The sequence below is a fragment of the Zymomonas mobilis subsp. mobilis ATCC 10988 genome (assembly GCF_000175255.2).
In the GTDB taxonomy this organism is placed as follows: Bacteria; Pseudomonadota; Alphaproteobacteria; order Sphingomonadales; family Sphingomonadaceae; genus Zymomonas; species Zymomonas mobilis.
This window is the reverse complement of the sequence record NC_017262.1, coordinates 1,185,857-1,199,701: the sequence shown is the minus strand read 5'-3', so window position 1 is coordinate 1,199,701 and position 13,845 is coordinate 1,185,857. Positions and strand designations below refer to the sequence as shown.

General features: G+C 46.0%; 7 protein-coding genes. 3 read left to right on the top strand and 4 right to left on the bottom strand.

Going from position 1 to position 13,845, the window contains the following annotated elements; all coding sequences use genetic code 11:
• Positions 1-27: 27 nt before the first annotated feature.
• Positions 28-1,998 carry an autotransporter assembly complex protein TamA gene (locus tag ZMOB_RS05285; protein WP_252507249.1) on the top strand — a complete coding sequence of 657 codons (1,971 nt, stop codon included), beginning with the start codon at positions 28-30 and terminating at the stop codon, positions 1,996-1,998.
• On the top strand, positions 1,998-6,275 hold the full coding sequence (locus ZMOB_RS05280; protein WP_014500835.1) for a translocation/assembly module TamB domain-containing protein: 4,278 nt from the start codon (positions 1,998-2,000) through the stop codon (positions 6,273-6,275). The genes ZMOB_RS05285 and ZMOB_RS05280 overlap by 1 nt, the downstream gene beginning before the upstream one ends.
• On the opposite strand, the gene ZMOB_RS05275 is transcribed toward ZMOB_RS05280, so the two are convergent.
• The 4 genes from ZMOB_RS05275 to ZMOB_RS05260 all read right to left on the bottom strand — a co-directional run bounded on the left by ZMOB_RS05275 (position 6,269) and on the right by ZMOB_RS05260 (position 11,492).
• The gene (locus tag ZMOB_RS05275) at positions 6,269-7,519 is read right to left on the bottom strand and encodes a multidrug effflux MFS transporter (protein ID WP_011240399.1); all 1,251 of its coding nucleotides are present in this window, start codon (positions 7,517-7,519) and stop codon (positions 6,269-6,271) included. The two genes, ZMOB_RS05280 and ZMOB_RS05275, sit on opposite strands and share 7 nt — an antisense overlap.
• Positions 7,520-7,714: 195 nt before the next feature.
• Positions 7,715-9,127, bottom strand: a complete 1,413-nt coding sequence (gene glnA, locus ZMOB_RS05270) for a type I glutamate--ammonia ligase (RefSeq protein WP_011240398.1) — start codon at positions 9,125-9,127, stop codon at positions 7,715-7,717.
• 93 nt (positions 9,128-9,220) lie between these two features.
• Positions 9,221-9,559 (bottom strand): P-II family nitrogen regulator, encoded by a 339-nt coding sequence (locus ZMOB_RS05265; RefSeq protein ID WP_011240397.1) that lies wholly within the window; start codon positions 9,557-9,559, stop codon positions 9,221-9,223.
• Between the two features lie 133 nt (positions 9,560-9,692).
• Positions 9,693-11,492 carry an aminopeptidase P family protein gene (locus ZMOB_RS05260; RefSeq protein WP_014500834.1) on the bottom strand — a complete coding sequence of 600 codons (1,800 nt, stop codon included), beginning with the start codon at positions 11,490-11,492 and terminating at the stop codon, positions 9,693-9,695.
• A gap of 124 nt (positions 11,493-11,616) precedes the next feature.
• On the opposite strand from ZMOB_RS05260, the gene ZMOB_RS05255 reads away from it, so the two are divergent.
• Positions 11,617-13,683 (top strand): S9 family peptidase, encoded by a 2,067-nt coding sequence (locus ZMOB_RS05255; protein WP_014500833.1) that lies wholly within the window; start codon positions 11,617-11,619, stop codon positions 13,681-13,683.
• The last annotated feature ends 162 nt before the right edge of the window (positions 13,684-13,845 follow it).

Sequence of the window (13,845 nt, the reverse complement as noted above, 5' to 3'; positions counted from 1 at the left end):
TCATGGGTGATCGCAGCAACGTTTTTTTTGACCTATATCGAAGCGGTCAAGGCAAAGCCGCCACCCCAAAAAAACATCATGACCGACAACAGCAAAGGTTTTTCAATGGCACCTTTGGATAATTGGTCTGATCTTGGGGTAGACTGGCCAGATCTTCAAAAAACAGATTCCAATACAGAAGGCGATTTATCCCCTTCTGTGAATAGCAAGGCTGATAACCAACCGAAATCTTCCAAGAGTAAAATATCTTCCGTTTCAGAAAATAATCTTGGTTATCATTACACAGTTAAAATTACAGGTTTGCCGCCGCGCGAGCATACATGGCAAAGTAGTTTTAATGGTCTTTCAACGCTTTATATGACGCGCCGGAAACGCGCCAATATTGCCCAAATAAGAAGACGAATCAGGGGTGACAGCGAAAATCTGACTGCTTTGTTGCAGTCTGGTGGGTATTATGACGCTTCGGTTGAATCGCGCCTAACCCCTATTATTGAAAAACATAAAGTCGTTATCGAATTCAAAGTTAACCCCGGCCAGCTTTATCGCTTTACGGATGTCAAGGTTAACGGCTTGGATAAAGAAGATACGCCACAACTAGGCTTACAAAAAATTTACCCGATTCATAAAGATGACCCAGTAGATCAAGCTGCCATTATTTCGGCCGATCAAGATTTGGAGAAACAACTCGGTCATCTGGGCTTCCCCTTTGCCCAGATCACCCAGCCAGATATTATCGTCGATCACAGCAATTTTACGGGCAGTCTGGTGATGAATGTCGAAACAGGCAAGCCTCAAAAATTTGGCGAAATCATCCTTAACAAAAACAGTCAACCGCTCGATACGCATCACCTTAATGAGATTGCCCGTTTTCACCCTGGCACCCCTTATGATTCGGTATTGCTTGATGATTTACGGCGCGCCGTTATTCAAACCAGTCTGGTTTCCACTATCCAATTGAAACCAGTGCCAGATCCCGATCATCCGAATGTTACCAATATCGCGATTACGACTGAAAAAGCGCCACTTCATACTATTGCTGGAACGGTTGGCTATGGAAATGGTGAAGGTGTTCGTTCGGATGTTAGTTGGACTCATCGTAATATGATAAAGCCGGAAGGCGCGGTCACCTTCTCTGGTATTCTGGGAACGCGCGACCAAGGTGTGGGCGCATCTTTAAGGCAAGGCAATAAAGGGGCAAGAGACCATATATTGTCTTCCAGCCTTTCGGTTCTTCATACCAAAAGGCGCGCTTATGATGCACGCACTGCCACGTTATCAGCGAGCTTTGAACGCGAAACCAATATTATCTGGCAAAAAAAATGGGTCTGGTCGATTGGCGGCCAATTTATTGGTTCAGACGAACGCGATAATGGCTACTACACCTATGGTGCTGGGCATCATCAATATTTGATAGCCGCCCTGCCTGGTCAATTGGGGTATGATAGTAGTGACAATCTGCTGAACCCGACAAAAGGCTTTCGATTAAGCGCCCATGCTTCACCAGAAATTTCATTTCTGCACAAAACAGTGCCTTATATCCGAACCCAAATAGACGCGAGCGGCTACCAACCGCTTGGTCATAATATTGTGCTGGCCGGACGCGTCCGAATGGGATCTATTATAGGCAGCGACAGCAGTGACCTTGCGCCGTCCCGTCGTTATTATGTTGGCGGTGGCGGTTCTGTTCGTGGTTTCAGTTATCAGGCCATTGGTAATCTAAATGCCAACAGAAAACCGCTTGGTGGCTCAAGCCTTGCCGAATTTTCTATTGAAACCCGTTTCCGCTTTGGGGATTTGGGATTGGTGCCTTTCCTTGATGCCGGTAATCTTTACACATCAACCTTACCACGCATGAGCGGTCTACGTTTGGGGACAGGTTTGGGATTGCGTTATTATACCAGCTTTGGCCCTATGCGCGTTGACCTTGGCACCCCGCTCCATCGTCATGCTGGTGAAAATCGTATTGGTGTGTATGTCTCCCTAGGGCAGGCCTTCTGATGCCCGAAAAACAGGATATGCCGCCGGAATCCAAAGAAACTTTGCCCGAGGAAATGGCAGAGATTCATTCGCCGATAGAAAAGGAAAAAGCCGGACAAAAACAATCAAAATTGCGGCATCTCTGGCGTTTTATTCTTCTTCCCATCCTTTTTTTTGCGGTGGCTCTTCCGGCGATTTTTTTGCTTTTTCTAGATTCATCCATTGGACATCGCCTAATTATCGATGAAATTAGAAAACAAAAACTGCCAACTGGTCTGCATTTTTCAATAGAACATATTGATGGCTCTATCTGGCATAAAATGCAGATAGAGAAACTCCGCTTTTATGATCTTGATGGCGTTTTTCTTGAAATACCCAACCTTACGCTGGATTGGCGATTATGGGATCTATGGAAAAAACATTGGGATATTCAGACATTACAGGCCAATTCTGCCCGCTTATGGCGTTTGCCACGGCTTAAATCACAAGGAAAACCCTTTCGGCTACCCAATAGCTATATCAGAATAGACCATCTGATACTGACCCATATCGAAATTATTCCCCAAAAGAGAAATAACCCTCAACAGAATATAACGGCTATTCCCGTTATGGATATCCGAGGTCATGCGCTATCGACTTCCGGCCAGTTAAAGGCTGAAATCACAATTACTTCGACCTTAAAAGACAGCTTTCATTTTCTGGCAGACATCAATCCTGAAAAAAACAGATTTGCGTTAAAAGCCAATCTATTGGCACCAGAAAAAGGATCGATTGCTGATCTTACCGGAATTAAAAAAACACTCGCTGCCGATTTAAACGGGCAAGGAGAATGGACAAACTGGCAAGGGCATATTCATGCTTTACTCGACCAGAATCCGCTGGCTGATATCCATTTAAAACAAAATAAAGGTCACTGGTATATTGCGGGTTGGGCGGCGTTATCGCGCCTTGTTAAGCCCAATACAGCCCGTTTATTGGGTAGTGAAACCCGTATTTTATCAGAATTTGACCAGAAAGATCATAGCATCAATGGTCAGATACGCCTTCTTTCCCCAACGCTTGATATAAAAAGCCAAGGCGGCATTGATTTTGCCAAGGGTCTTTATCATTCGATCGTCATCGAGACCCTGTTAAGGCAAAGCAAAGCGCTCGATCCTAAGATGGAAGGCGAGCATATTACCCTTCTAAACCATCTGGATGGTAGCTTTGAAAAAGGACATTTCAGTTATCAGCTCAAAGCAGGCTGGCTTTCTTTTGGGAAAGAGCATTATGAAGCGGCGACTTTGGAAGGCGAAACGCTTCTATCTGATGGATTATCGCATCTGCCCTTAAAGCTTACAATCAAGCATATTTCTGGCACAGATCATACCACAGAAGATTTAACGCGCGATTTAGTTATCAGCGGCATCTTTCATATAACCCATAACCATCTCATTGGAGAAAAGACCTCTTTGGCATCTCATTTTTTGAGTGGTGAAGGTCTGCTTGATATAGATTTAAAAGACGGAAGTTATCAGGCCGATATCAAACCCCGTCTGACACGTTATCCTATACCTGAATTTGCCCTTTTGGATGCCGAAGGTGAAATTTATGTCGAGCATCATGCGGGTGTAGATGGGGTAAAGGCCACGGGGCATTTAAAGACATGGACAGAAAATTTTGAGAATGCTTTTCTAAAAGGTCTGATGGAAGGCGCACCGACGCTTAACGTTGATTTTACACGGCAAATTAACGGGACGACCGACCTTCAAAAAGTTATCCTGCAATCCCCTGCCCTCCAGCTCAATGCGAAGGGGCAACGCGATAATGGCAATGGCAATCCGTTGCATCTTATCGGCAGCGGCAATCAACGTAGCTATGGCAGTTTAAGGCTGAAACTTGATGGTGATATTGCCCATCCTCATCTTGATATTCAACTTGACCATCCGGTTGACAGCCTTGGTTTAAAAGACGTCAATCTGATCCTTGAACCAACACAAAAAGGGTATGATTGGAATAGCCATGGTGGATCGCCTCTCGGCAATTTTAAGGGATTGGGACGAATTGATGTCATCCCCCGCCAGCCAACCGTCATCCATGTTCAAAATCTTGATATTTCGGCATCTCATTTTTCTGGCGATCTGACGGCTGTTGGACGGGGCGTTAATGGTCAGCTACAATCCAGTGGCGCGTTGACTGGTCGAATTAATTTTCAAGTCCCACTCAATCCTACATCTGATAACGAACAGCAGATAAATGTCGCCCTGACGACCAACAACGGTCATTTAGGCGGTGTTTTTGAATCGGTTATTCGTCATGGTGATATCAATGCTCATATCCAGCTAGGCCAAAATACGTCTATTGTGGATGGCCTGCTGTCAGGGCAAGAAATCAAAGGAAAATTATTTGATATTGGTCAGTTAAAGGGGAATTTTCATTTCGATCGTGATGAGGGTATTTTTCATCTGGTCGCATCTGGAAATCGCGGTCAACCTTTTGATATAGACAGCCTAATCCATCTATCTCGCGATCATTATTCTATCGAAGGTCATGGTAGCATTGCCCATATCGGGCTTCGCCTTGATAAAGCAGCGCAGCTTACAAAAGATAAAGATGGCGGTATTCGTCTTGAAGAAAGCCGGATTGAAATTACAGGTGGCGGCAGCGCCAAATTAAAAGGTTATCTTGGTAAAAGCAAAAATGAAGGCAGCATCGCCCTCGAAAAAATTCCTTTATCTTTACTAGATATTTTTCATCCGGGATTAGGCCTTGGTGGCTATGCCCATGGCCAAATTACATGGCAGCAAGATCAGACTAATATCCCAAGAGGTATGATGAATCTTACTCTGCGGGGATTGTCTCGTTCCGGTATTTTTCTATCATCACGTCCGATTGACGCGGGTGTGGCGGCTATTCTCAATCCTGAAAAGCTGGCTTTAAGAGCGGTCGTTCAAGATAATAATCAGATTGTTGGACGGGCACAGGCCGAATGGCGGAACAGCCCAAATACGTCTTTTAATCTGACAGAATTTCGCCATCTGCCTATGAGAGCACAAATCCGTTTTAAAGGTGCCAGCGAAACCCTGTGGCGATTATTGGGTATCGACAATATTGATCTTTCCGGTGGACTTGCGTTTTTCACCGATGTTGGTGGCACGATTGATCATCCTTTTTTGACCGGCAAATTGGCAATGAATCAAGGTCGATTAGAAGGTGCAACAACAGGCCTGACTATCGATCAAGTGCAAATGCAAGGTAACTTTGCAGATACCAGCCTTATTATAGATCAATTTAGCGGAGATACTTCAAACAAAGGGCGGATCAATGGCAAGGCGACGATTAATTTCGCAGCGCCTCAAGGTGTTGGTCTGGCTATCCGCTTAAAAGCAGATGATGCCGTTCTGATTAACCGCGATGATTTCAAAGCGACGGTGTCCGGCGATTTGTCGCTGGATTCCCAAGGCGATGGAGGACGTATCAGCGGGGACATACAGATCAAGCGCGCCAATTATCAGCTAGGCAAGTCATCAAATGCGTCGATTCCTCATTTACCGATTAAAGAGATCAATCGCATCGAAGAAAATCCGGTAACGCAAACGCCTCCAAAAGCATGGACATTGGATTTAAAGACCCATGCGCATAACCGTCTCAATGTGACTGGTATGGGATTGGATAGCGAATGGCGCGCCGAGCTTAATATTAGTGGGAATATCGACAATCCCTCTATTTTGGGAAGAACTGATCTTATTCGGGGTAATTATGATTTTGCAGGGCGACGTTTTACGCTTGATCGCGGGAATATTCGCTTCCAAGGCGAAGTACCCGTCGAACCAGCGCTTGATCTGACGGCGCGTGCAACGCTTAATTCAACAGATGCGACTATTCACGTTACTGGCACGGCTTTAAAACCGGAAATCAATTTTACCAGCAATCCCGCTATGCCGGAAGATGAATTACTGGCACAACTTTTGTTTGGTAGTTCGATTACCAATCTGTCTGCTCCAGAAGCGTTACAGCTTGCCAGCGCGCTTAATCAGCTACGACATGGGGGTGCGAATGTTGACCCGATCAATAATGTCAGAAAGTTAGCCAGACTTGACCGGCTTAGGATTACATCATCTAGCCAGAATAGCCAGAAAACTGCCGTCGCAGCCGGTAAATATATCGGACGGCATACCTATGTCGAAGTCGAAACCGATGGTCAGGGATATTCCCTGACCAGTGTTCAGTTCCAGATCAATCGCTGGCTTTCGCTTTTGTCATCGGTTTCGACCGTAGGACGATCAAGCGGTAATATCAGAATATCGAAAGATTACTGATTTTCTTTGGGGACAAAAAGGCGGCCTTTTTCAGCCCATAAAATAATAGCAAGGGCAAAGAGACCATAAAGAGCGTTTCCGATGGTCATCGGGAAAATGGTATTATTAAACATCTGTCCCAATATCGCCCCAAAGAAATCACCGCCGACGAGCCAGATGAATCCTTGGATTGATGATGCCATACCCGCGATATGCCCCATGGGTTCCATAGAAATGGCCGAGAAATTGGCAATGCAGAGAGAAAAGAAAAACATGGTCATACCCTGCATGATGACAAAAGTATAAGCCGTTTCGAGACCGCAATAGCCCAAGAAAGCATGAGCGATAGACATTGCAATCATCATGAATAATGACCCATGTCCTAACCGATGCATACCCACTTTTTCGACCAGAAAAGAGTTAGTAAGACAGGCCAGAATCATGAAGCCCCCGCCTGCGGCAAAGGCAAGGTTAAAGACTTTCGGTGAAGCGTGAAAATTATCGGTAAAAATCTCCACAACAGAGTTAAGATAACCCAACAAACCACCTTCGATCATCATCAAAGCCAAAGTATAGGCAACCGTATCTCTGCTCTTAAAGAAAAGCCCTGCGGCTCTGATGGTATCTTTCCAGTCAAGATCACGCCGATCTTCAGGATGCAAGGTTTCCGGCAAACGCCAGATAATCATGGCAATGAAGAACAGGGTAAATAAGGTCAAAGAGAAGAAAATCGCCCGCCAAGATGCATATAATAAGACGACTGATCCCAATGAAGGTGCAAAAATAGGCACGCCCATAAAAATAATGACCGCAAAGGACATGACTTTTGACATGCGCCGACCGGAAAAACAGTCACGAACAATAGAGGTTGCCAAAACACGGGACGAGGCCGCTGCGACACCTTGGATCAAACGGGCAGCCAGCAATAATGGATAGCTTTGGGACAGCCCGACCATCAAACTAGTCAAGATAAACAGGATATAACCTGTTATCAAAACCGGCTTACGACCAAAGCGGTCAGATAAAGGACCATAGAAGATTTGGGCGAAACCAATACCCAGAAAATAAACAACAATAATCCATTGTTGGTCATTTGGATTTGTAACCGAAAAGCTTTTTCCCATTTCCGGCAAAGCCGGTAACATAGAATCAAAAGCCAAAGACGGAATAGCCATCATTCCGGCAATGAACAAAACGAAAGCCGGAAAAGATAAAGGCTGGCATCCTCTTTCCGCGGGACGTTCATGGCGGGATGTTACAGCCATAAGAGACCTCTCTTTAAATTATAGAATTGAAGAGCGGCCGTTCTTTAATTGTCCCCCGACAATCGGAAAGAAAATATGCCGCAATATAATAAAACAACAGACAGTAATAAAAATAGGGGATGCCCGAAAAGTTCCGGACATCCCCTTTTCTAAAAAACCCTATCCTGTCAAGGACAGAATAGATTCAAATTAGAATTAGAGAGAATAATACATTTCAAATTCAACTGGGCTGGGAGCCATTTCCCAACGAAGAACTTCAGCCCGTTTGATTTCGATATAGGATTTGATCTGATCTTCGGTGAAAACGTCACCTTTGGTCAGGAAGTCGAAATCTTCAGACAAAGCATCCAAAGCTTCACGCAAAGAACCGGCTACGGTCGGAACCTTGGCCAATTCTTCCGGCGGCAGATCATAAAGATTGCAATCCATGGCTTCACCCGGATGAATCTTGTTCTGAATACCGTCGATACCAGCCATCAACAGAGCCGTATAGCAGAGATACGGGTTGGCGGTTGCATCCGGGAAGCGGATTTCAACGCGGCGAGATTTTTCACCGGTACCATAAGGAATACGGCAGGAAGCAGAGCGGTTACGGGCAGAATAGGCCAAAAGAACAGGCGCTTCAAAACCCGGAACCAGACGTTTGTAGCTGTTGGTTGACGGATTGGTCAAACCATTGATAGCTTTGGCGTGGCGGATAATACCACCGATAAAATACAGGGCATTTTCGGACAAGCCAGCATATTCAGAACCGGCAAAAGTCGGCTTACCACCATCCCAGATAGAAATATGGGTATGCATGCCAGAACCGTTATCACCGGAAATCGGCTTGGGCATAAAGGTTGCGGTCTTGCCATAGGCCTGTGCAATCTGATGCACGACATATTTATAGACCTGCATACGATCAGCCGTCTGCGTGAGCGTGCCAAAGGTTAAACCTAATTCATGCTGGGCAGGTGCCACTTCATGGTGATGTTTGTCCATGGGGAGACCCATTTCCAACATCGTTGAGACCATTTCGCTACGGATATCAACAGCGGAATCAACCGGAGCAACTGGGAAGTAACCGCCTTTGACGCCCGGACGATGAGCAAGGTTCCCATTGTCATATTCGCGACCGCTGTTGGTCGGCAATTCGATATCATCAACCCGATAGAAGCTGCCGTTATAGCCACTGTCAAAACGGACATCATCAAACAGGAAAAATTCAGCTTCAGGGCCAATGTAAACAGTATCACCCAGACCCAAAGTTTTAACATAGGCTTCTGCCCGCTTAGCGGTCGAACGCGGGTCGCGGCTGTAAAATTCGCCCGTTGCAGGTTCAACAATATCGCAGATCAAAATCAGCATTGGGGATGCCGAGAAAGGATCAATGTAAAAAGCGTCCAGATCAGGTTTCAGGATCATGTCGCTTTCGTTGATCGTTTTCCATCCTTCAATGGAAGAACCGTCAAACATAAAACCGTCATTCAGATCGTCTTCACCGACAACCGTGCTTGCCATGGTCAGATGTTGCCATTTGCCTTTGGGGTCGGTGAAACGCAGATCGACCCAGTCGATTTCTTTTTCCTTGATAAGCTTAAGCAGATCAGATGCCGAATTGGCCATAATATGATTACCCTTTAATGTCCTGACAGGGGAGAGACGAAAAACAGATGTGCGTAGCTTAAAAGCCTGTTCTTTACAATTAACCAGTGCAGCTTAAATCGCTTCGATACCTCTCTCTCCGGTACGAATACGGATAGCGTCCAACACATCGCTTATAAAAATCTTTCCGTCCCCGATACGGCCTGTTCTGGCAGCCACTGTGACAGCCTCGACCACATTTTCTACCAATTCGTCCGGCACCACTGTTTCCAGTTTTACCTTGGGCAGAAAGTCGACGACATATTCAGCGCCCCGATATAACTCGGTATGCCCTTTCTGACGGCCGTATCCACGTGTCTCTGTAACGGTAATACCGGATATACCGGCATCCGTCAGAGCGGCCTTAACGTCTTCCAGTTTAAAAGGCTTGATGACGACTTCAATTTTTTTCACAAGCGCTTCCTCTATCCCGCGCATTCAAACGTATTGTTGTTACAGTTACGCCAAACTTCTCGCAAGGATTATATAAAATATAACCTATTTTTTATTAAAAAGATTGCGTCCTCTAATATTTTTCATATAATCACTATCCCCTCAAAGGCGCGGTCGCGGCTTTCAGCCATTCGGCTTCCTGCATGGACAGGAAAGGTAACAGTTTTTGACAAACTTCCTGATGATATTGGTTCAGCCAGCTTATTTCTGATTCGCTCAAAAGAGAGGAATTAATCAGATTTCTGTCTATTGGCGTGAAGTTTAATGTCTCGAAGGCAAGGCAAGGTTTTTCTGCCTCTGCGACCTCAACGGGCTTAACCAGCAACAAATTCTCGATACGAATACCGAAGGCGCCTGATTTATAATAACCCGGCTCATTAGACAGGATCATACCCGCCCGCAGAACCTCGTTCCCGCCAGAAAAAGCGCCACCAGATGGCGAAATACGTTGCGGGCCTTCATGCACGGATAAAAAGGCACCTACGCCATGTCCCGTCCCATGAGCATAATCAACGCCTGCCCGCCAGAGATATTGGCGCGCAAAACTGTCTAATTGCCCCCCCGATGTGCCGGCCGGAAAGACGGCTGTTGCCAAAGCGATATGCCCTTTTAATACCAGCGTAAAACGCTGTTTCATTTCTTCGGTAGGGGTGCCGATGATTACCGTGCGGGTCACATCAGTCGTGCCATTCGGATATTGCCCGCCGGAATCCACCAGATAAATTTCATCTTTTTTCAAAGGCAGATTGCTGGCTTCTGTCACCCGATAATGAGGAATAGCACTATGCGCCGCCGCGGCAGAAATCGTTTCAAAAGACAGGTCGACCAGATGACCGCTTTCCTGACGGAAGGACAGTAGTTTTTCAGCTGCTGATAATTCGGTCAGCTGCCTTTTTGGTGCCGTTTGGGATAACCAATAGAAAAATTTTGCAAGAGCGACCGCATCCCAAAGTTGGGCTTGGCGATGGCCTTCAATCTCGGCGCGGTTTTTAATCGCCTTCATCAAAACAACTGGATCACGGTCATAGGAAAGGCGCGCGCCGCCGTCCTGCAACAAAGCGGTAATAGCGGCTACCGTTCTTTCAGGATCAACAATAACCGATTTCCCAGATAATGCTTTTAAAGCATCAGGAAAATCCGCTTGATCGTGGAAATGAACCGCATTCCCCATAGCTTCTTTCAAAGCATCATCCGTTTTTGCCGGATCAATAAATAAATCAGCCGAGCCATCTTTATGGGTCAGGGCAAAAGCTAGAGCTACTGGCGTGCAGCTGACATCACTGCCGCGCATATTAAACAGCCACGCGATTGAATCGAGTGCTGTTAAAACCAGCGTATCTGCCTGTTTTGCATTCAACCATTCCGCGACTTCATGCCGTTTCTGCTCGGAAGTTTTACCCGCCAAATTTTCAGGTTGAATAAAGGCCGGTGCTTGAGACGGTAAAGGCCGGTCAGACCAGATAGCATCTATCGGATTTGTCGGTAGCGCCACCAATTCAATTTTTTGAGCGTCCAGACGGCGGCGAGCTTGTTTTTCCCATCCTAGGCTAGCTAACCAAGGATCATATCCAATTCTGTCCCCCGCCTTCAAATGAGCAATCGCCCATGCAACAGGGTCATCAGCGGGTAAAGATTTATATGACCATAATTCAGGATCGACCTGTTCTGTGACCTGAATAGTATAACGGCCATCAACAAAAATAGCCGCCTGTCCTTCTAAGACGACCGCAGAACCAGCAGAACCACCAAATCCGGTTAACCATTCCAGTCGACAGGCATAGGCACCGATATATTCGCTCATATGCTCATCGGTCAAAGGGACAAAAAAACCATTCAGATTTTCGCGGGCTAACTCTGTTCTTAACGCCCCTAAACGTTGTCTGTGACTGGACATGTTCTTCCTTCGACCTATCTTCTTATAAAACGCAGCTATAATAACATTACTTTCTGATACTGTCAGATCATATCGTCATAATATATCTGACAATGTCAGAAATTATAAATAAAGGTGATTTTCTGTGTCGCAATCATCCGCTTTGCCTAGCCCTCCGGTTGCCCAAAAAAGAGCCCATAGTTTTACACTCCACGGTAAAACGCTTCAGGATGAATATGCCTGGCTGAAAGACCCGCATTACCCTACGGTCGATGATCCGGACATTCTCGATTACCTCAAACAGGAAAACGCTTTTTTCGAACAGGCGATGAAGCCTCGGGCTGCTTTGACTGGCCAATTATTTTCGGAGATGAAAGCCCGATTACAAGAGGATGAACAGGCCGTTCCATGGCAGGATGGAGACTATCTTTATTGGTGGTCTTTCCAATCGGGAAGTCAATATCGAGCATGGTATCGCCGTTTGATGGCTGACACAGAAGATAAAAAACAAATTCTGATTGATGAAGCCGCCGAGGCTGAGAGCTATGATTATTTCCGTCTGGGTGCTTTGAGTATCAGCCCTGACGGACGTCTTGCGGCTTGGACATGTGACAATAACGGTGCCGAACGCTTTACCTTACAAATCCGCGACCTTGAAAGCGGCAAGGATATTGAAACCGTCAGTTCAGTCGTCAATGGTGCGGTTGTCTGGTCAGCCGATTCCCGTGCCGTGCTTTATACCGAGGTTAATGATAATTGGCGTAATTATCGGGCAATGCGTCACATCATCGGGGAAGACAGTAGCCAAGATCGCGAAATCTACCGCGAACAGGATGATGGCTTTCGGGTTTCTCTATCCCGCAGTCAGGATAGACAGTGGATTTTCCTTGAATCCGGTAATCACCAGACCAGTGAGATTTACCTTATCCCGACAGATGATATCGACAGCCCACCTGACCTTATCAGCCCACGAAAAACAGGACGACTTTATTCGGTTGATAGCGGGCAAGGTAAACTCTGGATTCTAACCAATGACAATCATGTCAATTTCAGATTGGCTAGTGCCAGCTTTGATACAGCTTCGGATTGGCAGACTGAAATCGCGGGCTCCGACCTCTTATATTTGACGGGCTTGCATGCCTTTTCTGATCATCTGCTTTTATCCGCTCGGAAAGAAGGCTTGGATCAAATCATCCTTCGTCATCCAGATGGCCAATTGGAATATATCGAATTTCCTGAAGCCAGCTACAGCGTTAGCTTTGACCATAACCCTGCCTATGATCCGGTCTATTACCGTCTGCGTTATGAATCGATGGTCACACCACCTACCATTTATGATTATGATCCTGATTCAAAGACGCTTCGCTTCTTAAAAAGGCAGGAAGTCCCTTCGGGCTATGATCCCGAAGCCTATAGCAGTGAACGGCTGATGATAAAGGCACGGGATGGTGTTTCTGTGCCGGTCACGGTGGTCTATCGGAAAGACTTTGAAAAAGACGGCGAAGGTAAATTACTGCTTTATGGTTATGGGGCTTATGGCATCAGCATCGCGCCCTATTTCTCGACCAGTCGCCTTAGCTTGCTGGATCGGGGTTTTGCCTATGCCATTGCCCATATTCGCGGCGGCGATGATCTCGGTTATCAATGGTATTTGGACGGTAAATTGGAGAAACGCTGGAACAGCTTCCATGATTTTAGCGATGTCGCCAAAGGCCTAATTGAACATCATTTCACCAAATCCGGAAAAATCGCGATTCACGGAGGGTCTGCCGGTGGTGAATTGATGGGTGTCGTCAGCAATACTGACCCAAATTTATGGGGTGCTGTTGTCGCCGAAGTGCCTTTTGTCGATGTTCTGAATACAATGCTGGATGAAAGTCTGCCTTTGACACCGGGAGAATGGCCGGAATGGGGCAACCCGATTACCGATGAAAAGGCATTTGATCTTATCTTGTCTTACAGCCCTTATGATAATGTAAAGGCACAACCCTATCCACCAATGCTTATTACCGGCGGCTTGAATGATCCGCGCGTTACCTATTGGGAACCCGCCAAATGGACAGCGCGCTTACGAGCCACCAAAAGCGATAACAATGAATTATTATGCAAAATCAACATGGGCGCAGGTCATGGCGGAAAATCAGGACGCTATGCCCGTTTGGAAGAAACCGCCGAAGCCTATAGTTTTGTTATCAGCCATCTGGCGGATTAACGCTCATCAAAACAACAGATAATCTATCAAACTTTTTAACTCCGCCTTCCGAGGCGGAGTTTTTTTAATAAATCGATCAAAGGCCTTTCCGAGGAAGATAAAATAGCCGCTATCTTCAGCTGAAATATTTTCATCCAGACTATAAAATAACATTTTGGCCAT